Annotated in this window: 26 protein-coding genes and 3 pseudogenes; 10 read left to right on the top strand and 19 right to left on the bottom strand. The window is 73.2% G+C overall.

Features of this window, described 5'->3' with window-relative positions; all coding sequences use genetic code 11:
* Window positions 1-213: 213 nt before the first annotated feature.
* The 6 genes and pseudogenes from ACF061_RS33855 to ACF061_RS33830 all read right to left on the bottom strand — a co-directional run bounded on the left by ACF061_RS33855 (window position 214) and on the right by ACF061_RS33830 (window position 3890).
* On the bottom strand, window positions 214-693 hold the full coding sequence (locus tag ACF061_RS33855; RefSeq protein WP_392270838.1) for a MarR family winged helix-turn-helix transcriptional regulator: 480 nt from the start codon (window positions 691-693) through the stop codon (window positions 214-216).
* 35 nt (window positions 694-728) lie between these two features.
* Entirely contained in the window at window positions 729-1643 is a 915-nt protein-coding gene (locus ACF061_RS33850; protein WP_392270837.1) for an NADP-dependent oxidoreductase, read from the bottom strand.
* Window positions 1644-2004: 361 nt separating this feature from the next.
* Window positions 2005-2256: a hypothetical protein gene (locus ACF061_RS33845; RefSeq protein WP_392270836.1), complete on the bottom strand. Its 252-nt coding sequence runs from the start codon at window positions 2254-2256 to the stop codon at window positions 2005-2007.
* Window positions 2220-2769, bottom strand: a pseudogene (locus ACF061_RS33840) (hypothetical protein); the annotation flags it as partial. The gene ACF061_RS33845 and the pseudogene ACF061_RS33840, both read right to left, overlap by 37 nt.
* On the bottom strand, window positions 2730-3038 hold the full coding sequence (locus tag ACF061_RS33835) for a hypothetical protein (RefSeq protein ID WP_392270835.1): 309 nt from the start codon (window positions 3036-3038) through the stop codon (window positions 2730-2732). The gene ACF061_RS33835 and the pseudogene ACF061_RS33840, both read right to left, overlap by 40 nt.
* A gap of 372 nt (window positions 3039-3410) precedes the next feature.
* Window positions 3411-3890: a MarR family winged helix-turn-helix transcriptional regulator gene (locus tag ACF061_RS33830; protein WP_392270834.1), complete on the bottom strand. Its 480-nt coding sequence runs from the start codon at window positions 3888-3890 to the stop codon at window positions 3411-3413.
* 37 nt (window positions 3891-3927) lie between these two features.
* Between ACF061_RS33830 and ACF061_RS33825 the strand changes: the two genes are divergently transcribed.
* The 3 genes and pseudogenes from ACF061_RS33825 to ACF061_RS33815 form a co-directional block, all read left to right on the top strand.
* On the top strand, window positions 3928-4194 hold the full coding sequence (locus ACF061_RS33825) for a hypothetical protein (RefSeq protein WP_392270833.1): 267 nt from the start codon (window positions 3928-3930) through the stop codon (window positions 4192-4194).
* Window positions 4194-4850, top strand: a complete 657-nt coding sequence (locus ACF061_RS33820; RefSeq protein ID WP_392270832.1) for an alpha/beta hydrolase — start codon at window positions 4194-4196, stop codon at window positions 4848-4850. Before ACF061_RS33825 ends, ACF061_RS33820 begins: the two co-directional genes overlap by 1 nt.
* 247 nt (window positions 4851-5097) lie before the next feature.
* Window positions 5098-5245, top strand: a pseudogene (locus tag ACF061_RS33815) (IS5/IS1182 family transposase); the annotation flags it as partial.
* Window positions 5246-5394: 149 nt separating this feature from the next.
* On the opposite strand, the gene ACF061_RS33810 reads toward ACF061_RS33815, so the two are convergent.
* Window positions 5395-6282, bottom strand: a complete 888-nt coding sequence (locus ACF061_RS33810; RefSeq protein WP_392270831.1) for a neutral zinc metallopeptidase — start codon at window positions 6280-6282, stop codon at window positions 5395-5397.
* A gap of 367 nt (window positions 6283-6649) precedes the next feature.
* Between ACF061_RS33810 and ACF061_RS33805 the strand changes: the two are divergent.
* A pseudogene (locus ACF061_RS33805) lies at window positions 6650-6914 on the top strand (cupin domain-containing protein); the annotation flags it as partial.
* 327 nt (window positions 6915-7241) lie between these two features.
* Here the strand turns inward: ACF061_RS33805 and ACF061_RS33800 are convergent.
* The 3 genes from ACF061_RS33800 to ACF061_RS33790 all read right to left on the bottom strand — a co-directional run bounded on the left by ACF061_RS33800 (window position 7242) and on the right by ACF061_RS33790 (window position 9785).
* Window positions 7242-7763: an SMI1/KNR4 family protein gene (locus tag ACF061_RS33800; RefSeq protein ID WP_392270830.1), complete on the bottom strand. Its 522-nt coding sequence runs from the start codon at window positions 7761-7763 to the stop codon at window positions 7242-7244.
* A gap of 253 nt (window positions 7764-8016) precedes the next feature.
* The gene (locus ACF061_RS33795; RefSeq protein WP_392270829.1) at window positions 8017-8709 is read right to left on the bottom strand and encodes a GNAT family N-acetyltransferase; all 693 of its coding nucleotides are present in this window, start codon (window positions 8707-8709) and stop codon (window positions 8017-8019) included.
* Window positions 8710-8960: 251 nt separating this feature from the next.
* A complete protein-coding gene (locus ACF061_RS33790) occupies window positions 8961-9785 on the bottom strand; it encodes a universal stress protein (protein WP_392270828.1) in 825 nt (274 codons plus the stop codon).
* A gap of 340 nt (window positions 9786-10125) precedes the next feature.
* Between ACF061_RS33790 and ACF061_RS33785 the strand changes: the two genes are divergently transcribed.
* Window positions 10126-11151, top strand: coding sequence for a 6-phosphofructokinase (locus ACF061_RS33785; protein ID WP_392270827.1), 1026 nt, complete (start codon window positions 10126-10128; stop codon window positions 11149-11151).
* 49 nt (window positions 11152-11200) lie between these two features.
* On the opposite strand, the gene ACF061_RS33780 is transcribed toward ACF061_RS33785, so the two are convergent.
* Window positions 11201-12103: a universal stress protein gene (locus ACF061_RS33780; RefSeq protein WP_392270826.1), complete on the bottom strand. Its 903-nt coding sequence runs from the start codon at window positions 12101-12103 to the stop codon at window positions 11201-11203.
* Between the two features lie 532 nt (window positions 12104-12635).
* Here ACF061_RS33780 and ACF061_RS33775 point away from each other — a divergent pair.
* The 4 genes from ACF061_RS33775 to ACF061_RS33760 are packed head-to-tail and all read left to right on the top strand — an operon-like array spanning window position 12636 to window position 16399.
* Complete coding sequence (locus ACF061_RS33775) at window positions 12636-12842, top strand: hypothetical protein (RefSeq protein ID WP_392270825.1); 207 nt, start codon at window positions 12636-12638, stop codon at window positions 12840-12842.
* On the top strand, window positions 12839-14416 hold the full coding sequence (crtI, locus tag ACF061_RS33770) for a phytoene desaturase family protein (RefSeq protein ID WP_392270824.1): 1578 nt from the start codon (window positions 12839-12841) through the stop codon (window positions 14414-14416). The genes ACF061_RS33775 and crtI overlap by 4 nt, the downstream gene beginning before the upstream one ends.
* A complete protein-coding gene (locus tag ACF061_RS33765; protein ID WP_392270823.1) occupies window positions 14403-15398 on the top strand; it encodes a phytoene/squalene synthase family protein in 996 nt (331 codons plus the stop codon). Before crtI ends, ACF061_RS33765 begins: the two co-directional genes overlap by 14 nt.
* Window positions 15395-16399, top strand: coding sequence for a DUF5914 domain-containing protein (locus ACF061_RS33760; RefSeq protein WP_392270822.1), 1005 nt, complete (start codon window positions 15395-15397; stop codon window positions 16397-16399). The genes ACF061_RS33765 and ACF061_RS33760 overlap by 4 nt, the downstream gene beginning before the upstream one ends.
* Window positions 16400-16507: 108 nt before the next feature.
* On the opposite strand, the gene ACF061_RS33755 is transcribed toward ACF061_RS33760, so the two are convergent.
* From ACF061_RS33755 to ACF061_RS33735, 5 genes are all read right to left on the bottom strand, one after another.
* Entirely contained in the window at window positions 16508-18061 is a 1554-nt protein-coding gene (locus ACF061_RS33755) for an FAD-dependent oxidoreductase (protein WP_392270821.1), read from the bottom strand.
* Window positions 18058-18789 carry a methyltransferase domain-containing protein gene (locus ACF061_RS33750; protein ID WP_392270820.1) on the bottom strand — a complete coding sequence of 244 codons (732 nt, stop codon included), beginning with the start codon at window positions 18787-18789 and terminating at the stop codon, window positions 18058-18060. Before ACF061_RS33750 ends, ACF061_RS33755 begins: the two co-directional genes overlap by 4 nt.
* Window positions 18786-20009, bottom strand: coding sequence for a lycopene cyclase family protein (locus ACF061_RS33745; protein ID WP_392270819.1), 1224 nt, complete (start codon window positions 20007-20009; stop codon window positions 18786-18788). Before ACF061_RS33745 ends, ACF061_RS33750 begins: the two co-directional genes overlap by 4 nt.
* A gap of 669 nt (window positions 20010-20678) precedes the next feature.
* Window positions 20679-21404 (bottom strand): CBS domain-containing protein, encoded by a 726-nt coding sequence (locus ACF061_RS33740; protein ID WP_392270818.1) that lies wholly within the window; start codon window positions 21402-21404, stop codon window positions 20679-20681.
* Between the two features lie 32 nt (window positions 21405-21436).
* Window positions 21437-21877 carry a pyridoxamine 5'-phosphate oxidase family protein gene (locus ACF061_RS33735; RefSeq protein ID WP_392270817.1) on the bottom strand — a complete coding sequence of 147 codons (441 nt, stop codon included), beginning with the start codon at window positions 21875-21877 and terminating at the stop codon, window positions 21437-21439.
* A gap of 533 nt (window positions 21878-22410) precedes the next feature.
* Between ACF061_RS33735 and ACF061_RS33730 the strand changes: the two genes are divergently transcribed.
* Window positions 22411-22812, top strand: a complete 402-nt coding sequence (locus ACF061_RS33730) for an STAS domain-containing protein (protein WP_392270816.1) — start codon at window positions 22411-22413, stop codon at window positions 22810-22812.
* 189 nt (window positions 22813-23001) lie between these two features.
* On the opposite strand, the gene ACF061_RS33725 is transcribed toward ACF061_RS33730, so the two are convergent.
* The 3 genes from ACF061_RS33725 to ACF061_RS33715 form a co-directional block, all read right to left on the bottom strand.
* Window positions 23002-23685 carry an HdeD family acid-resistance protein gene (locus ACF061_RS33725; RefSeq protein WP_392270815.1) on the bottom strand — a complete coding sequence of 228 codons (684 nt, stop codon included), beginning with the start codon at window positions 23683-23685 and terminating at the stop codon, window positions 23002-23004.
* Window positions 23686-24172: 487 nt separating this feature from the next.
* Window positions 24173-24343, bottom strand: a complete 171-nt coding sequence (locus ACF061_RS33720) for a hypothetical protein (RefSeq protein WP_392270814.1) — start codon at window positions 24341-24343, stop codon at window positions 24173-24175.
* A gap of 265 nt (window positions 24344-24608) precedes the next feature.
* Window positions 24609-26351, bottom strand: coding sequence for a GAF domain-containing protein (locus tag ACF061_RS33715; protein WP_392270813.1), 1743 nt, complete (start codon window positions 26349-26351; stop codon window positions 24609-24611).
* Between the last annotated feature and the right edge of the window lie 74 nt (window positions 26352-26425).

The following is a 26425-nucleotide window of genomic DNA, read 5'->3' as shown; positions in this document are numbered from 1 at the left end:
CACCCCCCCACCGGACCAGCGTGACAGGTCAGAAAACGCAGCACACCACGACGGCAGGCCCGACGAAGCCGGAACGGCACGCTTCGGCGACCCAGCCAGCCGGGAGCGGCCGGATCCGGCTTCCCCTCGGGGGTGCGCGGCAGCTCAGTGGCGGCGAGCAGCGCCTCGGCAGCGGGGGGCTGCCCGGCAAATGGGCTGGCTTTCCGTGTCTGCTTATTGGGCAGGTGCCTGCCGGCTGTGGTCTCTGACCGACTTCTCGATGGTGCGCGCCCACGTGGTGAACATCTCGATCTGGTCGGGGGTGAGGTCGCGTACGGAGATCTCCTCCAGGGCGCGCCACATGTCGGCGATGGGCTCCTTGAGGGCGCGGCCGGCGTCGGTGAGGTGGACCACCATGACCCGCCGGTCGTGCAGAGCGGGTTCCCGGGTGAGCAGTCCGGCCTCCTGCATGCGGCGCAGTGACTTGGAGACGGTGGAGTGGTCGAGGCCGACCCGTTCCAGGAGTTCCGCCTGTGTCTGGCCGTCCCGGTCGAAGAGCTGCATCAGCAGCAGTTCCTGTCCCGGGTGCAGGTTCAGGGCGCGCAGCATGGCGGCGGCGTGGCCGCGGTGGGCGCGGGCGAGTTGGAAGATGGCGTAGCTCAGTCGCCCGTCGCGCGCCGTGCCCGGGGGCTGCGGTGGGGTGGTGTCGGACATTGCTGCTCCCTTGTCACGAGAGTGGGGGTGGCCGGTCAGTTGACGGTGAGGACGATCTTGCCGCGGTTGTGGCCGGCGTCGCTGGCCTGCTGGGCCTTGGCCGCTTCGGCGAGGGGGTGGGTGGCGCTGATCGTGGTGATGAGTGTGCCGTCGGCGGCCAGCTGGGCGAGTTCGGCGAGGCGGGCGGCGGAGCGGCGCTGGGGGCCCTCGGCGAAGACGATGCCGAGTTCGGCGGCGCGGAAGTCGGCGGTGGTGACGATCCGGTCGGTGCCGCCGCGCAGGGTGATGGAGTCCTCCAGTGCGCCCTTGCCCGCGGCGTCGAAGACGGCGTCCACTCCCTCGGGGGCGAGGTCGCGGACCCGCTGGACGAGGTTGTCGCCGTAGATGAGTGCGATCGCGCCGAGCGAGGTGACGTAGTCCTGGTTGGCCGGTCCGGCGGTACCGATGACGCGGGCGCCGCGTGCGACGGCGAGCTGGACGGCGATGGTGCCCAGCGCGCCGGACGCTCCGTGGATCAGCAGTGTCTCGCCGGAGGTGACGCCGAGCAGGTCCAGCACGCGTTCGGCGCCGTCGCTCGCCACGGGCAGGGCGGCGGCGTGTATCCAGTCCAGGCCGGCCGGCTTGAGCGCGAGGACGGCCGCGGACGCCAGGGCGTACTGGGCGTAGGAGCCGGTGTCGGACCAGCCCAGGACCTCGTCGCCCACCTTCAGGTGGTCGACGTCCTCGCCGACGGCGTCGATGACACCGGCTATCTCCCCGCCGGGCACGGCGGGCAGCGTGGTGGGGAAGATGGCCTGCATGGCACCGGAGCGGATCTTGCCGTCCACCGGGTTGACGCCGACCGCCCGCACCCGCACACGGACCTGGCCGGGGCCGGGCCGGGGAATGTCGATCTCCGCCTCGTGCAGGACCTCGGTGCCGCCGAACGTGTCGAAAACGATGGCCTTCATGACTGCTCTCCTCGAGTGGGATGCCGCACCGACCACTTTCCGTGGCCAGCCACATAAAAGTAGCACCCATTACGTGGCTAGCCAAGCAATTGCTTCGCGCGGGATCCCGGAAGCGATCCGCCCGTCGCAAGGAGCAACCGGACGGCACGCGGACGGCCAGGGTCGCCAGGGTCGCCAGGGACCAGAGCAACCGGCGACCGGACCGGAGGACGACGGGACCAGGAGACAGCAGGACCCGGCAAAGGCGGTGAAGCCGGGCCGGACGGACGGCGGCGGGACGCGGCAGCCGACTGCGGTCGGACACCGTTGCACAGTGTCCGGACTCTTCCGCTGGAGATGACCGGTAGTCACGGAAGGACCTTCAGGCAGCCGGTGGTTGCCCCACCGTCTGCCTCAGCCAGGTGTTGTCACGAAGTTCCGGACGCGTGGTGGTGATCAGTCGCACCGCTTCGGACTTCACCCTGTCGGTCAGCTCTTGCAGCTCCGGCCAGGTCAGCCGTGCCGCTGTCCCCGGCGGCCATGTCGTCGTCAGCGTGACTGCAGCCGCTTCTCTCGTGAACGAGTACACGTGCTGCGTCAGGCTGGCCTCGACCGGGATACTGCTCCGGTCCACGAGTTCCCCTTCTGCACGGTGAACAGCGTGCCCCGAACCTCCAGGATGACTGCGGTGCCGGCAACAGGCTCGGTCCTCGTGCAGGGTGATCTGCCGGCCGGGCTGGACGTGCGTCCAGCGGGAGGGCGTGAGGGGCACGAGGCGAACCGTGGCTAGCCCGCCGGGCTCCAGCGTGGGCATGTTCTCAACCCAGAGCCCAGCGATGCTGACCGCGCGTCCGCCGGTGGGTGAGAGGTGTCCGATGCCCCACTTGGGCCGCAGAACACCGGCGCCGGAGATTGGCGTCGTGCGTCGCGCCTCGGCGGCAGGGCGGAGCCTCAGATCCGCCCGGATCACACCGTTGCGGAGTTCGGAGCATCGCCAATGGCACCACGTCGTGCTCCGCTCCAGCCGGAGCCGCTCAGCCGCTTCGGCGAGCTGCTCCCAGAACGCCAGAGGGAGCGAGCGGGCGTCCCCGGGCTCTTCCAGCAGGCTCAGGGCGATATCCCACTCGTCGTGGACGAGGTAGTCCCAGGGGTGCGGCCTGGATGGCGGGTGTGGAGGCTGGTGTCCCGGGCCGCGGCGCGCAGCGGCTCCACCAAGCTCTGGCTACACAGGACGTCCCCGTGGACGGCGAGGACTGCGTGCGGGTCGAATCCTGTCGGCCAGCTCGCGGCCTGCTCGGGAGGCAGGAAGGTGTGCTCGGCGAGGCCAGGCTGTTCGGCCAGGCGGGCGGTTGGCGTGCGGAGGAGTTCGGCGTCGACGATCGTCAGTTTCTTGCCGGTGGCGGCCGCGATCCCCACGCCCGCCCCCACGAGCGTTTCGCGGCCCCCAGGCCTTGCCCGTAGACGACCAGTCCGCCCCGGCCGCCGACGAGGGCGTCGACGCAGTCGCGGATCACGGGGTGCTTCAGCATGTCGGCGTCCAGCATCTGCCGATCCTCCCTTGCTTTCGGTCACGTTGTGCCCGCGGGCTGTCGGCTACGAGCATTGCAGTGATCGGGCGCGCGGATACCACAACCGGTGGCATGTCCCCCGGGGCGGAACGCGGTCAGCGACCAGGGGCCGTGCCCCCGGGACCGGGCAGATCCGCGGTGCGGCTCGAAACGGGTTCGGGCAGTCGTCCGGTAACGGCGCCGGCCAAGCGCGGCGGCGTACCTCGTCGGGCTGCGTCCGTCAGCCTGTGGGCGTGCCGATCTGGTCACGTTCGAGCACGGAGCGCAGCTTCGAGATGGCGCGGACGGCGGCCGCCGCCGAGGGGCCGTCGAGCGTGTCTCCGATCAGCGCGGCGGGTCCGTTGGTGAAGGTTTTCTCCGCCGCCTCGACGAGTTGCGAGCCGTCGTCGGTCAGGGCCAGCAGGGAGGACCGGCGATCGGATGGATTCGACTGCCGGACGACCCATCCCTGTTTCTCCAGACGGTCGACGCCCTTGCTGGTCGCCCCCACGCCGATGGCGAACTCGGCGGCGAGGTCCGACACGCGAGCCCCGGGACGGTCGCGCAGGAAGCACAGGAACTCGAAACGCGAGGTGACGATCCCGTGACGCTCATGGAGACGGTCATTGAGTGCGTTGTACAGACGCGTCTCGCACCGGACCAGATCGGCGAAGAAGCCCGAGAGGTCGACCTCGTCACCTCCATTTATATGCCATGGCATATAGTGTAGTGGAAGCTACTTCGACAGGAGCACACCCATGAGCAAGGAACAGCGCGCCCGGGTCGACGCGACGATGCGGCAACCGCGGCCTGAGGGTCCCCGGTCGGTCGAGGAACTTCGCGCTGGATTCAAGGCGCTGATGGCCCAGATGATCGTGCCCGACACCATCCGAGTCACGCCGACGACGCTCGACAACCGACCCGCCCTGCATGTCGAGCCGGACAACGGGCCCCGCGCCGGAACGATCCTGTGCTTCCACGGCGGCGGCTTCGTGCCCGGCTCCCCCAGACCGCCCTGTCGCTGATGGGACACCTCGTGTCCAAGACCGGCTCCAGGGCGTACTCGCTGGACTACCGGTTTGCCCCCGAGCACCCGTTCCCGGCCGCGATCGAAGCCGCCCTGAGCGCCTACCGCACCCTCCTCGACAGCGGCATAGACCCCTCGGCCATCGCGTTCGCCGGCGACTTGGCCGGCGGCGGCCTCACCGTCACCACCTGCCTCGCCGCCCGTGACGCGGGCCTCCCACTGCCCGCCGCCATCGTGGCGTTCTCCCCTGGCCTCGACGCCACCCGCACGGGCGAGAGCATGGGCACCAAGGAGGGCATCGACCCGATCTTCACCCGTAAGGCCGTTGAACACACCGGGGCCATGTATCCCGCCGGAGCCGACCCCCACCAGCCCCTGCTCGGCCCGGCCGTCCTCGCCGACCCGACCGGCTTCCCCCCACTGCTGATGCAGGTGGGCACGAACGAGATCCTGCTGGACGACTCCACGCGCCTTGCCGCGCGTGGGAGGGCGGTCGGGGTGGACGTCATTCTGGACATCACCGCCGACGTGCCGCACGTCTTCCAGTCGTTCGCCGGCGTTCTGGACGAGGCAGACGAGGCACTGGACCGCGCAGCCCCCTTCCTCAGCCGGCGTATCCGCGCTGGGTGCGCGGCACACACGTCGGCGAAGTAGGTTCAGCCCCAGCCCGCACTCGGGCGGCGACCGCCGCGGGCTCGACGACGGCGGTACCGACTCCGACCCGGCTGTGATCACCGGCCACAAGGTCGCCCGAAAGCGGCCCTGACCCGCGGCCAGAAGCTGTCGGACACCGCACTGGCGGCAGTCCGGGCGCCGATGGAGCACGGCTTCGCCCGCCTCAAGGACTGAGAGGGTGTCGCGCATGTCGTGTGCATGCCGCGTGCATGATGGAGTCGCGGGCATGGAACGGATGCCGTACTCAACCGACTTGTCCGACGAGCAGTGGGCGTTGATCGAACCGTTGGTCACCGCGTGGAAGCAGGAGCGGGTGGCCCGGTCGACCACCCGGGGACCTGGGCTCCTGCGACCTGCGCGAGGTCGTGAACGCTCATCGACGGATGCCTCGCCGAGACCGGCCTCACCTTGACGAGACCACGCCAACAAGCTGAGTAACCGCCGACCGCGGCGGAACGTGATACGCGATCGTCCCACCATCGGCGGCCCACAGCCGGGCGTCGTGCCGTGGTTGTCAGCGTGGTCAGCTGAACGTGTCGCAGTTGGTGACGCGTCCGGAGCGGTAGCCGGTGGAGAACCATTGCTGACGCTGGCTCGCGGAGCCGTGGGTCCAGGTGTCGGGTGTGACCTTGCCCTGGTAGCGCTGCTGGATACGGTCGTCTCCGACGGCGGCGGCCGCGTCCAGCCCGCGGTTGATGTCGTCCTTCGTCAAGTCGGTGATCAGTGGCTTACCGCTCTTGGGGTCGGGGGTGGTGGTGGCGTGGTGGGCCCACACTCCGGCGTAGCAGTCCGCCTGCAACTCGAGTTTCACCGAGCCGCTGTTCTGGCCCTTTCCGCTGCCGCGGGAGATCGTTCCGCTGAGGTCCTGGAAGTGGTGGCCGTATTCGTGCGCGATGACGTAGGCCTCGGCGAACGGGCCGCCCTTGGCGCCGAACTCGCTGCTCAGGTCGTTGAAGAAGCCGAGGTCGAGATAGACCTTGTCATCGGCAGAGCAGTAGAAGGGGCCGACATCGGAAGTCGCGTCCCCGCAACCGGTGTTCACACTGCCGGTGAACAGGAACGTCGGGGCCTGCTGGTAGGGCTTGCCGACGGCTGTCTCCGTCTGCTTCCAGAACGCCTGCACACTGTCGACCACGGCGACGATCCGGCACTCCTCCTTGCTGTTGGCGTCGGCACCTGTCCGGCAGTCCGCCGCGAGGTCCGCGGCCGGCTTGCCGGACGAGGACGTGTCGCCGCTGCCCGAGCCGAACATGTCGGGGTCGACACCCAAGAGCACGGACGCGACCAGCACCACGAGCCCGACCAGTCCCCCGCCGATGGTCTTCCCGCCGCCCGGGATCCCGCCCAGCGCACCGCCCCGACCGTCCTCGACCTCGGACGTGTCCAGAGCAGCATCGTCGTCGAACCGCATACGTTGACCCTCCCACAAGCACCGAGCCGGACCGCCCCGCGTCGTCTCGCTCGCCTACCCCGTACGAGCACATCCCCATCCCGTCCTCTTCCTGCTCCGCCTCTCGAAGGAGCCGGCAGGCGACGCCGCGACGCCGCTCCATGGGTGGACGGCGGACCGCCGCCCATGAGTGTCAGTACCTCGCGTTCGCGTGGTGTCAGCACGGCAAGGTCGCGGTGGACCGCGGGGAATGCCGGGCCCGCAGCAGTCCGTGCCGTACTGGTGAACACCTCCACCGGACCGCCCGCATCCTCATGACGCCGGCCGGGGCGTACGGTCCGGTGCCGACCGCCCGGCCTTCCGCGTCGTCGAGTCCCCGGCCCGTGAGCTGTTCCCAGGGATCCGGCTGCGTCCCCTGTGGCGCGGACCGTCCGGCGCGCACGCCAACGTGCTGGAGATGGAGGCGGGCGCCTCCTGGCCGCACCGCAACGTCCACGAGCCCGGCCCGGAAGAGGTCTACGTGGTCGCCGGCATCTTCAACGACGGAGCACGCGACTACCCCCGCCGGCACGTTCCTGCACGCCCCGGCCGGATCGTGGCACGTCCCCTCGACCACCACCGGCTGCACCCTGTTCCTCTTCTACCCGGAGGGCCGACCGTGCCGTCCGGGGAGGTCGTGGGCGGGCATGCGCGCCTCGGCCGAGGGTTTCGGGGACGGGTGAGGACCTTCCCGTCACCACGTCCGTAGACGTCGGGTGGCCGCGGGACGGCACCGCGCGAACCAGCGGCGCCCGGAACAGCCTTCCCGGTACCGAGGCGCACCCGAAGTGCCCCGACGGCAGGGAGATCCATCGGAGCGACGGGAGTCTCGTCATCGTCGACGATCTTCCGGGACTCCCCCACCGACATGTCCCTACCACGGGTGACGGCAAGTGGTGCGCCGACACGAGCACGGTGACCGCGAGAGGGCTTGGGGGGTTTCAGGGCAGGAACGCGTAGAACGGGCGGTCAGGCGCGAAGTCGCGAGAACACACCGTTACGTCCCTTCCCCTGAGATAAGCCAGGAACCAGTCGCCGAACGTCATCTCGTACAGGGTCCAGGCCGGACTGTCGAACTCCTGAATGACGACGCGCCAGGGCGACGAGGGCCCGTCCGGGACGCGCAGGAAGACCGCCTCCCCCGTCGTGGCCGATGCCACCGGCATCAGCTCACCGGGGTTCGCCCCCACCGGACTCGGCAGGAACTCCGCCATGTCCTCCTCGCGCCACAGCTCGAGATCCCCCCTGATGACTTCTCCCAGGCTGTGCAGAAGGTGACCGGCGGGATGCTGCAGGTACAACTGCCCGTTGACCTCGATCGAACCGTAGGCGTCCACGATCTCACGGAAGTCCGCGGGGAACTCGATGCCGAGTTCCCCCTCCAGCTCGATCCACGGAGCCGGATCCGACCAGTTGAACCGCGGCTCACCCAACAGGGCCGTTATCTCCGCAAGCGTCGCCACCACTGGGCTCCTTCTGCCGCATCGGGCCGTGCTCGTCGTGCAGTCGACCGCGGTACGGGAGAGAGTCTCCTTCATCCAGCGGGTGCCCGACGACCGGAACCGGACCGCGGCCCGGCGAGTCCACCGCTCGTGACTGAAGCCGGTGCGACGACGGTTCGGCCCGCTGACCGTGAGGAACCGCACCGCGGTGTCCGCCGCTCCGTTCCAGGCCCTTCGAGTGTGACAGCCGGGTCCGGCTCGCCGGCGAAGTCCGTCACCTCGCGGGGGCGTTGCCGCCGCCGGCGCGGGTGTGGCCGCCCTCGGGGTCCCGCCGGGGTGACGAAATGGCGCGCAGTCGCCCTCTGACGTCCGGCCACTCCTCGCTGAGGACGGAGTAGTAGGCGGTGTCGCGCACCGAACCGTCGACGGCCCGCGCATGGGCGCGGCGTACGCCCTCGAAACGCCCGCCGATCTTCTCGATCGCCGCGCGGGAACGGCCGTTGCGGGCGTCGGTCTTCAACGTCACCCTGAGCACGCCCCAGACGTCGAACGCATGGGTCAGCATGAGCAGTTTGGCCTCGGTGTTGCATCCGGTGCCCTGTGCACTGGCAGACAGCCAGGTGCTGCCGATCTCGGCCACCGTGGGGATGGCGTCCGGCCGGGGTGTCGTGCGCCCGGGCGGCCATGACGGGGGCCAGGTCCAGTAGTCCAGGTCCAGGAAGCGAGTGGAGCCCACGATCTGGTCCCGGCGACGGTCCCGGACGACGAAGGGCAGCGCCCATCCGGTGCTCTGATCGTCCAGGGCCGCGCTCACGTAGCGGGCCATCGAGTCCCGGTCGGCTGGTACCAGGGTGAAGCCGTAGGCGTCCCGTGATTCCGACGCGGCTCGCGTCAAGTCGGGCACATGGCCTGTCTCCATCGGCTCCAGGAAGACGCGTTCGCCGCGCAGGGTCACGTTCTCGGGCACGGCGCCACGGTAGACGGCTGACGACGCATTCCGCCACGGCATTACCGGGCGCTCTGCCTCGCCAGGCCGGTTTCAGCGGCACGCTTCCGGGCGCGGTCGGCCGGGGCGTGCGGCACCGCGCGCGGTGCCCGGTCGTCGCGGTGCCGCACGCCACACCGTGCGTGGGGTTCGCCGGAACGCCGGGGTCAGGACGCGGGACGGTTGCGCGCCTCGGCCACGTCGTCGACGGCCCCGGCCTGTCCGGCCGGCGGTCACGTCCGGGGCACGACCGCGACGGGGCACGGAGCGTGGTGCAGCAACGCGTGGTTGATCAGACCCAGTTGCAGGCCCGCGACGAGCTGTCGTCGGCGGGCCCCGACGATCAGCAGGTCCGCCTCCGAGGCGGCGTCCACCAGCGCCTGCCGGGCCGGCCCGTCGATCACCAAGCGGCTCGTCAGGGTGTCGCCGTACCGCTCCACCGGGCCGCGCAGAGCGTCGTCGAGCACCTGCGCGGGCGGGCGCCGGTGAGCCTCCAGGGCGTACCACGGCGGGACTTCAGGTGTGGGGGAAGCTCCGAACCGGGGGTTCCAGGCGTGCACGGCCACCAGGCGGCAGTGCCGTGTCCGGGCCTCCCGGAAGGCGAACTCCACGGCCGTGTCGCTGCCCTCCCCCTCCTCGACGCCGACGACGATGCTTCCGAAGCGGGCGTCCCTGTGTTCCGCCGCGCCGCGCACCACGATGATCGGGCAGTGGGCTCGCGCCGCCACGGCCAGACCGACCGATCCCAGGAGCAGTCCGGGGAGATCTCCGCCGAGCCCTCTGGATCCGAGCACCAGTGCCAAGGCGCTGCGGTCCTTGCCCACCAGGGAGGAGATCGCCTCTTCGTGCACGACCTCGCTCGACACCCGTACGGCCGGAGCCGCCGCTGTGGCACGTTCGGCCGCGGTGCGGACCACGTCGGACGCCTCGTGGTCGCCGACCGCCGCGTGCAGGACGTGGAGCGGGACACCGTGCCGCACCGCCTCGGCGGCGGCCCAGGCCACCGCCTCCAGGCTCGCCTCGGACCCGTCCGCCCCGACCACCAGGGGAAGCGTCACCGCGCATCGTCTCCTCTCGTGCCGGTACCGGACGTCAGCTTCTTACGGGACGGGGAACCCTGCCACGCGAGGGGTCCTCGCGATGTCCCGGGACTCCGCCGGACGCGCCGCGCGGGACGTGCCCTGCGGGGGCCGCGGCGACGTGGGACGCGGTCCGGCCCGCGGAGGAGGTCGTCGGGTGCGCCCCTGCGCGGCGGGCCCGCACCGGCCGAGTGGTCACTGCGGAGCGAACGGAGAGACGCTTGAGGGAAGGCGGTCGACGCGTCCTCCGGCGCCTCGTTCCCGAGCGCCGGGAAGACGTACGCGCGCGCAGGGGCCGACGGCGGACGGGAGGAAGCTCATGAAGGTCGGAGTGCTGACCGGCGGCGGTGACTGTCCCGGTCTGAACGCCGTGATCCGCAGCGTCGTCCGCAAAGGTGTCCAGGAATACGGCCTCGACTTCGTCGGAGTGCGGGACGGCTGGCTGGGCCTGCTCCAGAACGCCCTCGTCCCGCTGGACGTCGCCGGTGTGCGCGGCATCCTGCCCCGTGGCGGGACCATCCTCGGCTCTTCCCGTACCAACCCGTTCAAGCACGAGGAGGGATTGCGACGTGTGACGGACACCCTCGCCGAGCACGGCGTCGACGCACTGGTGGTGATCGGCGGCGAGGACACACTCGGTGTGGCGACCGAGCTGAGCGGTCAGGGGATTCCGCTGGTCGGCGTACCGAAGACCATCGACAACGACGTCTTGGGCACCGACTACACGTTCGGTTTCGACACCGCCGTGGGGATCGCGACCGAGGCCATCGACCGGTTGCACACCACCGCCGAGTCGCACATGCGCGCCCTGGTGGTGGAGGTGATGGGGCGGCACTCCGGATGGATCGCCCTGCACGCCGGTATCGCGGGCGGCGCCAACGTCGTCCTCATCCCGGAGCGGCCGTTCGACGTGGAACAGGTGTGTGAGCAGGTGAAGAGGCGGTTCGGGATGAACTACGCGCCGATCGTCGTGGTCGCGGAGGGCGCCGTCCCCAAGGAGGGACAGCTGATGGTCAAGGATCACTCGCTGGACGAGTTCGGGCACGTGCGGCTGTCCGGCGTCGGTGAATGGCTGGCCCAGGAGATCGCCGAACGCACCGGCAAGGACGCCCGCACCACGGTTCTGGGCCATGTCCAGCGGGGCGGGACCCCGAGCGCCTTCGACCGGTGGCTCGCCACCCGCTTCGGGCTGTACGCCATCGACGCGGTGAAGGACGGTGCGTTCGGCGTCATGGTCGCCTTGCGGGGCACCCGGATCGTCCGTTTCCCGCTGGCCGAAGCCACGGCGAGGGCCAAACTGGTCGATCCGTCGCTGTACGACGAGTTCGAGGTGTTCTTCGGCTGACCGGCGCGCCGCCCGGCCGGATCCGGGTCGGGCCGGACGGCGCACGCCGTCACCCGGCGTGCGGTACGACGGCCACCGGGCACCGGGCGTGGTGCAGTACCGCGTGCGTGACCGGGCCCAGTGCGTGGGGAACCGCGCGGTCCGCGCCCGCCGGCGGATCGGTGCGGCGGCCGACGACCAGCAGAGCCGCGCCCCGGGAGGCGTGCAGAAGCGCCTGCGCCGGGTGGAGCAGCACGACATCGGTCCGCACCGTCACCCCCGGGTGTCTCTCGCGCCAGGGCAGCAGCGCGTCGGACAGTCGCAGGACCTCCTGGTCCTCCCAGGTGGCACGGTCCTCCTCGGTCACCACCAGGGTCTGCGGAGAGACGGCCTCGGCCGGCAGAGTCCAGGCGTGCACCGCCCGCAGGTCCGCACCGTGTGCCTCGGCGGCGGAGAACGCGAAGGCGGCCGTCTCACTGACCGGGCGGTGGGCGTCGACCCCCCACACGACCTGGGAGTCCCGCGGCGTGTGCGCGCCCTCCGCACACGCGCCGCCGGGCCGTGCGGGGACCATCACGACGGGGCAGGGAGCCGCTGCCGCCACCCGCAGGGCGACCCAGCCGACCGCCAGGGCGTCGAAGCCGCCCGTCCCACGCGCACCGACGACGAGGAGTCCGGCCTCGCGGGCCGCGGCGAGCAGCGCCTGCGCCGGATCACCGTCGGCCTGCACGCCGCGCACCTCGACGTCCGGATGGCGGTCGCCGAGGCCGGCGGCCACCCGCTGGAGCAGGTGCGCGCCCATGCGCCGCAGCCGGTCCGCGGCCGGTCCCGGGACGGCGGCGTCGGGAAGCGGCGGGGACGCGTGCACGAGGCGGAGCGCGACGCCACGCGACGCCGCCTCCCGCGCCGCCCAGTCGACCGCCGCCAGGCTGGGCTCGGACCCGTCGACACCCGCCACCACAGGGTGGTCCATCAGTGTCCTCCTTCGCCCGGCCGGCTTCGCCGCGGCCGCCGTACGCGCGCGCTCCTCGCCTTCCACTGTTCCACAGCGGCAACGCGGCGGCCCCCGCAGGCGTGCCACGGTCCTCCCGGGTCAGGGCCCCTGTGGCCCGCCCCGCTCGTTCGGCCTGCCGCGCTCCGCCGCACCGCCTCGGTGGGCGAGCCGATCGACGTCGAAGTGGTGCGGTGGGGCCGGGGCGTTCCGGGACCCACCGGCCGGACGGCTGGAGGCGGACCGAGATCGGACGGACCGTCATCGCCGGCCCGGCGGCGACCCGTTCGGGCCCGGGCCGATGGGCCGTCCCTCTGCCGGGGACGGCCGTCGGGACCCCGGCACGCGGCCCCGACGGCTCCGTGCGGCGCTCGCGGAAGGCCGTGTCCGCGCCGGGGCCGTGTGCGGGTGGTCGGGGGCTGCTGGGCCGATGGGGTGACCGTCATCCGCAACGGCCCGCGTACCGGGCATGAATCATCGCATCCGTACACGGGCACCCGGCGGGAGCAGTCGTGTGCGGGTGACCTTGGACGAGAAGGGGTTGTGCATGCTGGGACTGCGGCCCACCGCGGCCGAACCGGTCGGAGCGGCCCACGTGGCCGCGACGAGCCCGCGGCGCTTCGACCGGAGCGGCGTCGAGCCCGCCGTGCGGCGGGAGTTCGCGGCACTGGCCGAGCGGGCGTCGGGGGCCGTTGTGGAGTGCGCCGGGGCGGCGGCGTGAGGACGGTACCGGGAACGACGGATCACGTGGTCGTGGTGGGCGCCGGGCTCTCCGGTCTGGCCTGCGCGCTGCACCTGGTGGGCGCAGGCCGCCGGGTGACGGTCGTCGAACGGGACGGCGGCCCCGGCGGCCGGGCGGGCCGTGTGCGCCTGGGCGGCTACGAGGTCGACACCGGGCCGACGGTGCTGACCATGCCGCACCTGGCCGACGAGGCGTTCGCCGCCGTGGGCGACCGCCTCGACCGGCACGTGGAGCTGACGGCCCTGCATCCGGCCTACCGGGCGTGTTTCGCCGACGGGACCTCACTCGACGTGCACACCGACGGCGAGGCGATGGAGGCCGAGGTCAGGCGGTTCGCGGGACCGGCCGAGGCCGCCGGCTACCGCGAGTTGCGGGACTGGCTGGAGCGGCTGTACCGGGCGCAGATGAGGCGCTTCATCGACACGAACTTCGACTCGCCCTTCCAACTGCTGCACCCGGACCTGGCCCGTCTGGCGGCACTGGGCGGTTTCGGACGGCTGGACCGCCGGATCGGCCGTTTCCTGGCCGACCCCCGACTGCGCCGTGTCTTCTCCTTCCAGGCCCTGTACGCGGGGGTCGCGCCGGCCAGGGCGCTCGCGGCCTACGCGGTGATCGCCTACATGGACACCGTGGCCGGCGTCTGGTTCCCCAAGGGCGGCATGCACGCGCTGCCGCGCGCCATGGCGGACGCGGCGGCCCGGGCGGGTGCCGAGTTCCGCTGGTCGGCCGGGGCGAGCGCGCTGGAACGCTCGGCGGGACGGGTCCGTGCGGTGCGTCTGGCCACGGGCGAGCGGATCGCCTGTGACGCCGTGGTGCTGACGTGCGAGCTGGCCGCCGCGCACCGGCTGCTGGGCCGCGCACCGAGGCGTCCGGTGCGGCTGCGTCACTCGCCGTCCGCCGTCGTCCTGCACGCCGGAACCGACCGCACGTGGCCCGCTCTCGCCCACCACACCCTGTCCTTCGGCGCCGCCTGGGAACGCACCTTCGACGAACTCACCCGCTCGGGGCGGCTGATGAGCGATCCGTCCCTGCTGATCACCCGGCCGACGGCGCACGATCCCGGCCTGGCTCCGCCGGGCGGACACCTCCACTACGTCCTGGCGCCCTGCCCGAACACCGACGTGGGCCCCTCCGCCGCCGCATGGCGCGGCCTGGGACCGCGCTACCGCGACAGCCTGGTCGCCGAGCTGGAGCGCCGGGGCCTCGAAGGGTTCGCGGACAGCGTCCAGGAGGAGCTGCTGGTGACGCCATCGGACTGGGCGGCGCGGGGGCACACCGCGGGCAGCCCCTTCTCGGTCTCCCACACCTTCGCCCAGACCGGCCCGTTCCGCCCGCGCAACCTGGTGCGCGGCCTGGAGAACGCCGTGCTGGCGGGCTGCGGCACCACCCCCGGCGTCGGCGTGCCGACGGTTCTCCTCAGCGGCAAGCTGGCCGCCGCACGTGTCACCGGCGGGGATCCCGGCACCCGTCGCGCCCGCCCGCGCACCCGTGCGGCGGCGAGCAGCGCCCGGGCCGTCGCGTCGACCGCCGGAGGCGTCCATGACCCGTCGTGAGCTGGACGCCGCCGGGATCACCGACCCCGGCCTGCGCGACGACTACACCCGGTGCCGGCGGCTCAACGCCCGTCACGGCAGGACCTACTTCCTGGCCACGCGTCTGCTACCGGTGGAACGCCGGCCGGCCGTGCACGCGCTCTACGGCTTCGCCCGCTGGGCGGACGACATCGTGGACGACGTCGACCGTCCCCGGACGGCCGAGGAGCGCGACCGTGCGCTGCGGCGCCTGGAGAGCGAGCTCGCGCACGGGCTGCGTACCGGCGAGGGGACCGAACCGGTGGTCCGGGCCGTCGCGGACACCGCCGAGCGGTACGGCATCGAGCACACGCTGTTCGGTGACTTCCTGGTCTCCATGCGCAGTGACCTGCACGTCACCGACTACGCGACCTACGCCGACCTGCGCGCCTACATGCACGGTTCGGCCGCGGTGATCGGGCTGCAGATGCTGCCGGTGCTCGGCACGGTCGTCCCCCGTGAGGAGGCGGCACCGCACGCGGCGGCGCTCGGAGTGGCGTTCCAGCTCACCAACTTCCTGCGGGACGTGGGCGAGGACCTGGACCGGGGGCGGGTCTACCTGCCCGCGGACCTGCTCGCCGCCCATGGCGTGGACCGGCCGCTGCTGGAGTGGAGCCGCCGCACCGGGCGTCCCGACCCGCGCATCCGCGCGGCCCTCGTCGCCGCGGAGGAGCTGACCCGAGAGGTGTACCGGGCTGCGGAGCCGGGCATCGCCATGCTCGACCCACGGACACGCCCCTGCATCCGCACCGCGTTCACCCTCTACGGCGGCATCCTCGACGCGATCGCGGACCAGGAGTACATGGTGCTGCACCGGCGTGCGGTGGTCTCCCGCGGGCGCCGCGCGGTCACCGCGGCCACCGGAGTCCTGCAGATCGCCGGCGCGCGCCGGCGCGCGCGCACCGGGCTCCAGGCGCCCCAGGCGGACGGCGCCGCTCTCCGGTGGAAGGGACCCGTGAGGTGAGCGGCCGAGCCGGCCGGGCCCGCTGGACACCGCCCCTGCGACGGCGCCGCCGGACGGACTGGGCGGCACAGGCCGCGACGTGGCGGGAGGCACGCCCGGCGCTGATCGCCGACGCGCTGAAGCGGGCATCGGCACGTCCCTCCGGCAACTGGTTCGTCGTCGGCGCCTCCCGGGAGGTACGCGCCGGTGGCCGTCCCCTCGGCAGGACGGTCGCCGGTGCCGAGGTCGTGCTGTGGCGGTCGGACACCGGTGAGCCGCACGCGGGTCCGGGTGTCTGCCCGCATCTGGGCGCGCCCCTGCGGGACGGCAGGGTGGTGTGCGGCACGCTGGTGTGCCACTGGCACGGACTGGCGTTGGACGGTGGGCCGCTCACCGGCTGGGACCCGTATCCGGTCCACGACGACGGCGTACTGGTGTGGGTCCGGCTGGACGAGGTCGGCTGCGAGGAGCCGTCGGACCGTCCGGCCGTGCCGGTGCGGCCGGCGAGCGGCGGCGTGGACGCCGTCTTCACGGCCGTCGGGCGGTGCGAGCCCCAGGACGTGGTGGCCAACCGGCTGGACCCCTGGCACGGTTCCTGGTTCCATCCTTACTCGTTCGTGGACCTGACGGTGTCCAGGCCGCCCCGGGGCGAGGAGGACGACGCGTTCGTCGTCGACGTCTCCTTCCGGGTGACCGGCCGTCTGGTGGTGCCGGTCCGGGCGGAGTTCACCGCTCCCGGGCCCCGCACGGTGGTCATGCGCATCACGGAGGGCGAGGGGTCCACATCGGTGGTGGAGACCCATGCCACACCCCTGACCCGCGAGTCGGACGAGCGGCCGCGGACCGCCGTCGTCGAGGCGGTCGTCGCCGCCTCGGACCGGCGCGGCTTCGCCCTCGCACGGGCCGCGGCGCCCGTGCTGCGCCCGTTGATGCGCCGGAGCGCCGGCCGGCTGTGGCGCGACGACCTCGCCTACGCGGAGCGGCGCTGGGAGCTGCGCAGCACGGGCCGGTTCCCGGGGTGAGCGCGGCGGGAGCCGGGGGTCCGCGGCCGTTCCGGCGCGGGGCCCCACCGGCCCGACGCCGTACGTCCGCGTATCCGCGCTGCCCGGCACGGCGCGGGGCGACGGTGCTCAGCGGCTGCCGGCTCCGCCCAGTGCCCGCAGTGCGGGTGAGCGGCCGGCCCGGGGTACCGTCCACAGCGTCTGTCCGCGGACGGCCCAGCCCGCGAGCAGGGCCCCGGCCGCCAGGAACCCGGTGGTGGCGGCGCGTTCCATCAGGGCCACGGGGAGGTCGCAGCGGATCGCGTCACCGGCGAGCGTCACCCGGGGGTGGGGAGTCAGTACGGCGGGCCGCCGGGCGTGGGAGCCGACCCGGAAGAAGGGGCAGTCGGAGCGCCATTCGTGCCGGGCGTCCACGATCCGTGCCTGCCGGGTCTCCGGGTAGACCTGGTACAGGCTGTCGACGAGGCGCCTTCGCACCGCTTCCGGCTTCGCGTCGGCGGCGACGGCGTAGGCGTGCAGTTCCACCACCGAGCCGCCGGTCCTGGCGGCCCAGCGGGCGGCCTCGCCCTCGTAGCGGTCGAGGACGCTGATGTTGTCGAGGCCGTCGTAGCCGCTGGTTCCGAGGAACCCGGAGCGGTCGGCGCCGACCGGCCGGTCCAGCCAGAGCCGGGAGACGAGGAAGGGCGGCGCGGTGTCCAGGGCGGCGACGTCCTCGCGCCAGGCCGGGGTGCCCAGCCCGGGGGAAGCCGCGACGAGCCCGCGCAGTGCTCCGGGGTCGAGGGCGAGCACCGCGCCTTGGTGACGGTCCACGGCGTCGTCGGTCCGCACCCGCACTCCCCCGCCGTCGCCCGGGTGGATGCCGCGTACGGGTGTGCCGGTGCGGATGTCCGCTCCGAGGCGCTGGAGGTACTCGCCGAGCGGCTCCCACAGTGCCTGGGGGAAGGGTTCGTTCGGCACGTCGAAGAGCAGTCCCTCGGCGGATCCCAGGAAGTAGATGTGGAACATCAGGAGCAGTTCGGCGGCGGACATCTCGCGCGGGTCGGCGAAGAAGCTGCGCGAGAAGACCTCGAAGGCCAGATGGCGCGCGGCTTCGGGGAAGCGGACGCGTTCCAGGAACGCGGTCGCGTTCATGCCGTCGAAGCGTTCGTAGACCTCGGGTACGCGGACGTCGAGGAGCGGCAGCGCGGCCCGGGCGTCGATGGCGGCGAGGTCGCGCCAGCCGAAGGTGGGGCTCAGCGCGACGAAGCCGAGCGCGCTGAACGGCGGTGTGCGCGGGACGCGGGCGAAGCTGTCGGTCAGCCCGTCGCGGTGCCGGAGCGGGTAGTCGGGCAGCGGACACAGACGGTCGAGCCCGGGATCGGTCCGCCGCAACAGGCCGCGCAGGTTGTAGTACTGCCGGAAGAAGGCGTGGAAACCCCGGCTCATGGTCACCACGGAACCGTCGGCGAGGCGGGTGCGCCGGCCCGCGAGGCGGCCACCGAGCGACTCCTGCCGTTCGTAGAGGGTCACGCGGGCGCCCCGTTCGGCCAGCAGGGTGGCCGCGGCCAGACCGGCGATCCCCCCGCCGACCACGGCGATGCCGGGCGCGTCCTCGGGGTCGAACCGGTCCCGGCCCGGCGCGGGCGTGATGACCTCGGCCTTTCGGTCGCGGCCTCGTCGGGCCGCGCGCCGCGGGGCGCTCACCGGGCGTCCTCAGCCCGCACGGCGGCGGCTTCGCGGGCCAGGAAGGTGTGCACGATACCCGTCTGCCATCCGGCGACCGGGAGGGCGCGCGCGCCGGTGAATCCCGCACCCGAGAGGCGCGTGGTGAAGGCGGGGACGGTGTCGAAGTCGAGGACGCTGCGCCACAGATGCCGGTAGAGAGCGCGGTCGCCGCTGATCGTGCCCGCCGGGATGATCACAGCCCGGCACACGGTCGTCCACAGGGCACGGTGTGCGGCGGAGCCGCTGAGACTGTACTCGTGGACGGCGAGGCGGCCGCCGGGCCGCAGCAGCGAGCGCACGGTCGCGAGGACGCCGTCCGGGTCGGTGACGTTGCGGAACAGGTAGGCGGCGAACACCGCGTCGTACGGTCCGTCCCCGGTCGTCGCCAGTTCCTCGGCGGTCAGATGCCGGAAGCGCACACGGGCCGGCCACGGCTTGGCCAGTGCCCGCCGCAGCATCCCCGACGAGGCGTCGACAGCCGTGATCCGGGCGCGGGGCGCGGCCCGCAGCAGGGCCCGGGTGGAGGCGCCGGTGCCGCAGCCGAGGTCCAGCACGTGCAGGCCGGCCCCGCCCTGCGGCAGCCGAAGACGACGCGCCGAACGCAGGAGGTCGGTGCGGTATCCGGGGTTGAGGGCCGTGAGGCGGTCGTAGGTGCGCGAGGCGTGGTCGAAGGCGCGTGCCAGGTCGTGATCGCGCAGCAGCGTCATCGGTGGCTCTCTCCGATTCGTGGGGCGGGTCGGCGGCGGCGGGGCAGAAAGGGCAGTTCGGCGACGGTCCGGAGCATGGGGCCGACGGGCGTGCGCAGCCCGATGCCCCATTCCTCCCACAGGGAGGTGTCGCCGTCGAGGAAGCGCAGCAGGCGCTCCGGCGGAACGCGCCGGAACAGGCCGGTGAAGAAGTCGGGGCCGTTGATCCGGCCGGTGTCCAGGGCCCGCAGCAGTACCGCGTCCATGGCGAGTGCGCGCCGTCCGTGCGGCGGGGGCACGGTCGCACGGCCCGCGCGCAGGGCGGCGGCGATGGCCCGGCTCTGCCGCTGGACCGCGGCGAAGGTGTATCCGGTCGCGGGGCGGGTGGCACCGCCCGCGGCGCCGATCCGGAAGACGGCCGGCCCCACCCGGCGGGCGAAGCGCGCGTCGGTCATGGGGATGACGCCTTGCTCCGCCGACTCCACGGTGAGCGCGCCGAGTCCCAGGACGTCGCGGCCGTAGTGGGTCAGCGCGGCCTCGTACGCCTCGACGGTCAGCGGGGTCCGGGAGAACTCGGTGTACTCGACGAGCGCCCGGTGCGGGGCCAGGGGCAGTACGTAGCCGAAGGCGAGCCCGTGGCGCGGTTGCGGCACGCGGAAGTCCATCAGGTCGGCGACCGAGGGGTCGAACCGGTCCGCGCGGGTGCGCACGAACCAGCCGCGGAAGTGCTGCATCAACTGGGTCCGGGCCGGCGGCAGTGCGCGCCGCGGGCGGGAGTCGAACACATGGCGGGCGCGCAGTGACAGATTCCGGCCGTCGGGGGTCGTGCAGCGCACCTCCGCGCCGTCGGCCGTGTTGCGGACCGTGTCCGCCGTCGCGCGCAGGACGCGCACGCCGGGGGAACGGTGCAGGCGGGAGTGGACCAGGCGTTCGAAATCCGTGGACCGGAGCATGCGGTAGCTCAGCGGGGACGGGTCCACGGTGATCGCGCGGCCGTCGGTGCCGTGGACACGCAGCCGGGACCAGGAGGCGCTGACCGCTTGGTCGAAGTCGCCGGTGCCGCGGTCCCAGTAGCACCACGTGCGCTCGGGAGGGCGCAGTGGGCCGTCGGGGGCCTCCACGAGGGTGACGGTGGGGGAAGCGGACGCGGTCAGCCGGTGGGCGAGGGCGAGTCCGGCCGCACCGCCGCCGACGATCACCACGTCACACGTCACGTCGGGCGTGCGGGGGCACCCGCTCATCCGGCGAGCCGTTCGGCGGCGGGTGTCCCGTCCGGGGCGGTGGGCGACGATCCGGCCCCTGCCGCCGGCACGTCGGCGGCAGCCGTCACGACACGGCGGGGGTCGCCTCCCGCCGGGATCGGCGGGACCTGGGCCGCCCGGCGACGGGCCACCGGTCCGAAGGCCGTCACCATGGTGTTCGGCCCGCCCGGTGCTCCCTTCGCATCGTGCGGGGCGCGGGCAGGGGACGCGGGGTCGTACGCCCCGGGAAGGACGCTCGGCGCACTCGGGCGTGACCGAGCGGTACGGGCGGTACCGGCGGCACTGGCGGTACGGGCCGGATCGCGTCCGGCGGGCGCAGACCGGGCTCCCCGGCCGGCCGGTTCGGCCGTGCGGGCATCGCCGAGGGCGCCGGTGGCGGCCACCGGTACGCGCGCGCCGTTGAGGTTCACAGTCCACTCCGATCGCAGGGGCCCGTCGCGCTCTTGCTCCTCCATGGTCCTTCGGCGGGCCCGCCGCCGTCGGATGCGGCGCGCGGTTCGGTTCGGCCCTCGGCCTCGGGCGGGGTCGCGGAGCTGTTCCCGGGCGGCCGGCGGGTCCCGGCGGTGCCCTGTCGCCATCCCGGCCCGGCCGGGCGGACCCGCTGACCGTGCGGGCTCTCGTCGCATCGACGGGGCGGTGCTCCGCGCGTCAGGACGCGGGGCGCGTCCGCGTCCGCCGCGCCGGCCGTCCCTCGCCGGCCAGGTCGGGCTCCAGGACCGGCCGACGACGGCTCGGTCCCGTGATCTCGCAGCGCACGTCCACGACGCCTTCGACCGAGCGGACCAGTCGGACGACCAGCGGCACCCAGGAAGTGTCCGGGACGCTGCCCGCGAGGGTGACCACCCCCTCGTGCACCTCCACGCCCAGCGACTCGAGCGGGACCGGGAACCGGCCGGCGACGACCTGGCGCCGGACCTCCTCGGCGATGTCGTCGTCGTCGCGGAGGAAGACGCTGAGCAGATCGGAACGGCTCACGATGCCCGTGAGCCGCCCCTCGTCGTCGACGACGGGCAGCCGTTTGACTCCGTGCCGGGCCATGAGCCGGGCGGCCCCGGCCAGGGTGGCGCCGGCGTGAACGGTGACCGGCGGGACCGTCGCCAGATCCCGGGCGGTCACCGCCCGCGCCTTGGCCGCGCCGTCCGGGCCGCCCGGCCGGCCGGGCAGGTCCGCGTCGTGGTCGCGGAACTCCTCCTTGCGCAGCAGGTCGGCCTCGGAGACCACGCCGATCACCCGGCCGCGGCCGTCCAGCACCGGCATCGCGCTGACGTCCCACTGCCGCATCGTGCGCACGATCTCCTTGAACGTCGCGCCGCCGGCCAGGGCGACGACGGTGCCGGTCATCACGTCGCTCACGGTGAACTGGGAACCCTGCATGGCGTCCTCCCGCCTGTCCGGTCGGCGACGGGTCAGAAGAAGGAACCGAGGCCGTACAGGCTGCGGCCGCCGACGAGTTCGCGGCCCGTGACCAGTTCCGGTTCGATGCGGACGAGGACTTCCCGGGGCGCAGGGGCCCAGGAGCGCGGCCCCTGCCGGGCCGGCGTCCGGAGCCGCCCGGGATCGGTCACCACGGAGACGGAGCCGGTGACGACGACGCTCCATCCGGACTGGGCGACCGCGTCCACTTCGTCGGCCCCGACGGCGACGACCGCGCCGTCGACCGCACGGACCAGTTCGGACGCGGAGGAGGCCCGCAGCAGCACCGCGCCGTCGTCGTCCAGGCAGAAGTCCACCGGGAGCACCGCGGGCAGGGCGTGGCGCGTGTGGACGATACGGCCCACCGGAACCGTGGCCAGCAGCCGAAGGCATTCCTGCCGTTCGAGTTCGCGGGAACCGTCGTCGCTGTACATCGGCCGATCCGCCCTCCTCCCGCTCCGTGATGACGCGGTGGCTGCCGTCGCGCCGCACCGCCCTGTCGGGGGCGCGATGCCCTGTCCGGGGCGCGACCCGGGCCCCGCACCGCCGACGCCGGGCTCGCCCCGACGGCTCCAGCGTGTCCGAGGGGCCGCGTGCGGCGCTTGGGCCGGTCGGCCCCACCGGTGCGCCGACCGGTGCGCCTCCGGCGGGCACCCGCGAACGTCGCCGTCGTCCTCCGCCCCTGCCGGGACCGTTGGGAGGCGGGACCCGCTCCGGGGCGGCCGGGGCCGGTCACCGCCCGCCCTGGGACGGGACCGTTTGGCGCCGAGTACCGCGGAACCGCGCGGGGATGCGTGTGCCGGGCCGGCCCGCCCGCCCGGCGGTGCTGCCGTCGCAACCCCGGCGCCTGCCCAGCCCCTCCGGACGGACGGCGGTAGGCCGACGCCGGAGCCGCGGGCGCTTCGGTCCCGGCGGAAGGGGCCGAACGGCCCTTCCCCGGCCGAGGCGGCCGGTCTTTGCTCTGTACATGGGCGAGAAGACCACCAGGCCGACGGTGAGTCACACCGTCCGCACGATCGGCGCCACCACGGTGGTGACCCTGCGCGGCGACGTCGACTTCGCCGCACGGATCCTCCTGGGCATGCGGCTCGACACGCTGTCCTCCGGGCCCCGGCCGGACCTGCTGCTCGACCTGCGGTCCGTGTCCTTCGTCGACTGCGCCGGGCTGGGCCTGCTGTGCCGGGTCCGCAATCGTGTGCTGGCCCGCGGTGGCCGGCTGCGGCTGGTCACCGGCAGTGCGCCCTTCCGGCGGCTCCTTCGGCGCACCGGCCTGGCCGGCGTCTTCGAGCTCCTTCCGGAACCGGGAGGGACGGAGCCGGCCCGGCCGCCGACGGAACGGCGCCCACTGGTCCCGGCGGTACGGGACTGACCGGCGCCTTTCCTGTCCGGAGCGGAGTCCGGCCGGACACCGTAGGCCGACCGGCCCATGCGGCTCCTCCCGTTGTCGAGGCCTGGATCGTCCTGGTGGTGTGGCTGGTGATCCTGATCGGCGGGGCGGTCGTGTGGACGGTGACGGCACGAGCCGCCGACCAGGAGTTCGGCGAGGGCGGGCGGGCGGTCAGTGCTGCGGGTGGGGGTGTGCGCGGAAGGCGGGCCGCCCCCGTTTGGCGGCGGTGCCTTTCGTCAGACGGCCCGCTTCGACACGCAACTGGATCGCGTGGAACACCTCGACCACCCCCAGGACGATCGCCATGATGCCGGTCACCAGGGTGAGCGCGGCGATCGAGCCGAACGGCGAGACGATCAGTACGACGCCGGCCAGCAGGGTGATGATCCCCAGGAACATCTGCCAGCCCCGTGCCGGTATGCCCGGCGACGCCCCGGCGGCCGCCGTCATCATGATGCCGCGCAGCAGCCAGCCGAACCCGAGCCAGAGTGCGAGCAGCAGGATCGACTCCAGGGTGCCCCGGAAGCAGACGAGGCCGAGCAGTACGCAGAGCGCGCCCGTGATGAAGTGCAGGGCCCGCAGGTGTCCGGGTACGTGCGTGCCGAAGGCGGAGGCCAGTTGGAAGACACCGCTGACCAGCAGGAAGACACCGAAGAGTACGCCGACGACACGCAGCGTCTCCCCCGGCCAGACCAGGACGATCACGCCCAGGGCCACCGAGGCCAGGCCGATGGTGAACAGGGCCTGCCAGCCGAGGTTCACCAGCGCGCTGAGGTTCGCGCTCTCCGGTGCGGCGGTCGGGGGCGGGGCTTCGCGTGGCGGGTTGTGGCCCGGGGATTCGGAGGGTGATGTCATGCCGTCCACCTCTTCCATGGCGCAGCACAGCCGAGTCGGAACATCTCCATCGTCACCCATGCGGCGCGGTCCCGCGCGCGGCGACGCGGCCCGACGGAATCCGCCCGTGGTGCCTGACCGCGCGGCAGGCCATCGACAGTCCGGTATGCCCAGGGCGCCCGCCTCGGGTCGCCCTGCCCGCTCACCGGTCCGGGCGGCCGCCCACCGGGTCGCACCGTCTCCAGGGTCGTCCGGAAGCGGGACCACGACCCGCCCAGTGCCCGCGAACGCGGCGGCGGTGCGGGTATGTTCCGCACACGTGCGCCGGACGCTCTCCAGCCGGCCGGAGTTTCCCTCCCACCTGTCCACCCGCCGGCGATGAAGTCCGTTCGGTCGCGCCGCCCGGGCGGTCCGGGCCGATGACCGCGGCCGGTGCGGCCGAGGGCGGGTCCGCCCTCGACCGGGCTCCCGGCAGCGTCGGGACCGGCCCGCCTGGAACTCGCGTGTTTCAGGGGCCGCGCAGCCAGTCGTCGACCATGCCCCGGGTCGTCGCGTCGTCGAACCCGATCCGTGAGTCGTCGACGCGGTAGGCGAGTTCGTCGACGACATCGACACCGGGGCCTGCGGCCGGAGCATGACGGCCCCGGGCGGTCGGCGGCTGTGACGCGGCGTCCGGCAAGCCGGGAGGGGAGCGTTTTCGCGCAGGGCGTGCGCGTGCCGGCCGCCCTGGGTGAGGGCGGGTCCGTCGGTCCAGGCCGTGGGCCGGCTCCGGGTCCACGAGCGCCTGGGCCGGAGCGTCCGCGAGCCCGCTCCGGCCCCCGTTCACCGCCCCGCCGACGTGGTCGGCCTCGAAGGCCGCCTCGTCGCCGACCGCCCGGGCGGGAGCCGAGCCGGACGTGGCGCGGGAGGGGCCGGCCTCGTCCACCACGCTCCCCCGCGATCCGTCAGTCGCCGGACGGTCCCCGTACATCGCTCACCGGAGCGTGCCAGACCAGTCTGGTGCCGCCGCCGTCGGGGCCGGTGAGCTCCAGGTCGCCGCCGAGTTGCCGGGCCCGCTCGGCCATGTTGGCCAGCCCGCTGCGGCGGCCCCCGGCGGGGATGCCCACCCCGTTGTCGGTGACGGTGAGGCGTACGGTCCTGCCGTCGGTCTCCAGCGCGATCTCGACCCGGTCGGCGTGCGCGTGCCGGGCGACGTTGGTCAGCGACTCGGACAGCACCGCGATCACGTGGTCGGCGGTCTCCCTGGGCACATGTGTGTCGAGCAGCCCCTCCATCCGCACACTGGGCGCGAAGCCCAGCACCCGGGCGGCCTCCCCGACCACCCGCACCGCACGCGCCCGCAGTCCGGGCGCCGCCTCGTCACCGTGGCTGCGCAGCCCGAAGATCGTCGATCTGATGATCTTTATGGTCTCGTCGAGGTCGTCCACGGCCCGCAGCACCCGTTCCCGGGCGCCCGCGTGGTCGATGAACCGGCCCGCGCTCTGCAGGGTCATCCCGGTGGCGAACAGCCGCTGGATGGCCAGGTCGTGCAGGTCGCGGGCGATGCGGTCGCGGTCCTCCAGCAGGGCGATCTGCTCGGCGTCCCGGCGCCGCTCGGCGAGCTCCATCGCCAGGGCGGCCTGCGCGGCGAAGCCCTTCAACGTCTCCAGCTCCTGTCCGGAGAAGTCCCTGGCCCCGCTCTCCCGGGCCAGCAGGACCACTCCGCGTACGTGGTCGCCGGCGCCGACGGGGACCGCCACGGCCGGTCCGAGGCCGGCGAACCGGGGCGGCCCGGCCGTGACGCGTTCGTCGTGCGCGACGTCCGGGCTGCTCACGGGCGCGCCGTCGGCGAACGCCTTCCCGGTGAGGGTGCCCTCCACGGGCAGCACCAGCCCGCGGTGGGCCTCGGCCTGCCGGCCGATGGCCAGTTCCACGGTGAGCGTGTCGGTGTCCCTGACCGGCGTGGACATCGCGGCGAGCACCGAGCCGGTGATCTCCCGGGCGCGTTCCGCGATCAGTCTGAGGACCTCCGCCTGGGCGGTGCCCGACATCAGGCTGCGGGTGATCTCCGCGTTGGCCCGCAGCCAGCGCTCGCGCAGCCGGGACTCCTCGTACAGGCGGGCGTTGTCGATCGCCACGCCCGCCGCCACCGCCAGGGTGGACAGGACCGACTCGTCCTCCTCGTCGAACTCCAGTCCGTCCCGTTTCTCGGTCAGGTACAGGTTGCCGAACACCTGCTCGCGCACCCGGATCGGCACCCCGAGGAAGGTGTGCATCGGCGGGTGGCCGGGCGGGAAGCCGTACGACGCCGGATGCTCGGACAGCTTCGCCAGCCGCAGCGGCTCCGGGTGCCGGATCAGCTCGCCCAGGACGCCGTGCCCTTCCGGGAAGGGGCCGATCCGGGCGATCTCCTCCTCGCTCACCCCGATGGTGTGGAAGGCGGACAGGCGCCTGCCGTCCGGGCCGATCACCCCCAGCGCCGCGTACCCGGCGTCGACCAGCGTCGCGGCCGCGTCCACGATGCTGTGCAGCACCTGCTCCAGGTTCAGCTCCCGGCCGACGGAGAGCACCGCCTCCAGGAGGCTGTGCACCCGGTCCCGGGTGCCGCGGGCCGCGTCCAGGCGCGCCTGCAACTCCTCCAGCAGCTCATCCAGCCGCAACTGCGGCAGCCGGACGCGGACCTCTCCCGACTCCTCGGAGCTTCCCACCGCTGACCCTCCGTCGCGAAGAGCCAAAAGCCGTTCCACCCCCTCGACCACGGTAGTCGCTGCCGGCCGGGGAC

This window comes from Streptomyces sp. NPDC015220 (assembly GCF_043079345.1).
GTDB lineage: Bacteria > Actinomycetota > Actinomycetes > Streptomycetales > Streptomycetaceae > Streptomyces.
The sequence above is the reverse complement of the archived record's forward strand: the minus strand, read 5'-3'. Positions and strand labels throughout refer to the sequence as shown.

Coding starts and splice junctions, on each gene's coding strand:
- ACF061_RS33855 (WP_392270838.1), bottom strand. CDS start 693: ATGTCCGACACCACCCCACCGCAGCCCCCGGGCACGGCGCGCGACGGG.
- ACF061_RS33850 (WP_392270837.1), bottom strand. CDS start 1,643: ATGAAGGCCATCGTTTTCGACACGTTCGGCGGCACCGAGGTCCTGCAC.
- ACF061_RS33830 (WP_392270834.1), bottom strand. CDS start 3,890: ATGCCATGGCATATAAATGGAGGTGACGAGGTCGACCTCTCGGGCTTC.
- ACF061_RS33825 (WP_392270833.1), top strand. CDS start 3,928: ATGAGCAAGGAACAGCGCGCCCGGGTCGACGCGACGATGCGGCAACCG.
- ACF061_RS33820 (WP_392270832.1), top strand. CDS start 4,194: ATGGGACACCTCGTGTCCAAGACCGGCTCCAGGGCGTACTCGCTGGAC.
- ACF061_RS33810 (WP_392270831.1), bottom strand. CDS start 6,282: ATGCGGTTCGACGACGATGCTGCTCTGGACACGTCCGAGGTCGAGGAC.
- ACF061_RS33785 (WP_392270827.1), top strand. CDS start 10,126: ATGAAGGTCGGAGTGCTGACCGGCGGCGGTGACTGTCCCGGTCTGAAC.
- ACF061_RS33780 (WP_392270826.1), bottom strand. CDS start 12,103: ATGGACCACCCTGTGGTGGCGGGTGTCGACGGGTCCGAGCCCAGCCTG.
- ACF061_RS33765 (WP_392270823.1), top strand. CDS start 14,403: ATGACCCGTCGTGAGCTGGACGCCGCCGGGATCACCGACCCCGGCCTG.
- ACF061_RS33750 (WP_392270820.1), bottom strand. CDS start 18,789: ATGACGCTGCTGCGCGATCACGACCTGGCACGCGCCTTCGACCACGCC.
- ACF061_RS33745 (WP_392270819.1), bottom strand. CDS start 20,009: ATGAGCGGGTGCCCCCGCACGCCCGACGTGACGTGTGACGTGGTGATC.
- ACF061_RS33740 (WP_392270818.1), bottom strand. CDS start 21,404: ATGCAGGGTTCCCAGTTCACCGTGAGCGACGTGATGACCGGCACCGTC.
- ACF061_RS33735 (WP_392270817.1), bottom strand. CDS start 21,877: ATGTACAGCGACGACGGTTCCCGCGAACTCGAACGGCAGGAATGCCTT.
- ACF061_RS33730 (WP_392270816.1), top strand. CDS start 22,411: ATGGGCGAGAAGACCACCAGGCCGACGGTGAGTCACACCGTCCGCACG.
- ACF061_RS33725 (WP_392270815.1), bottom strand. CDS start 23,685: ATGACATCACCCTCCGAATCCCCGGGCCACAACCCGCCACGCGAAGCC.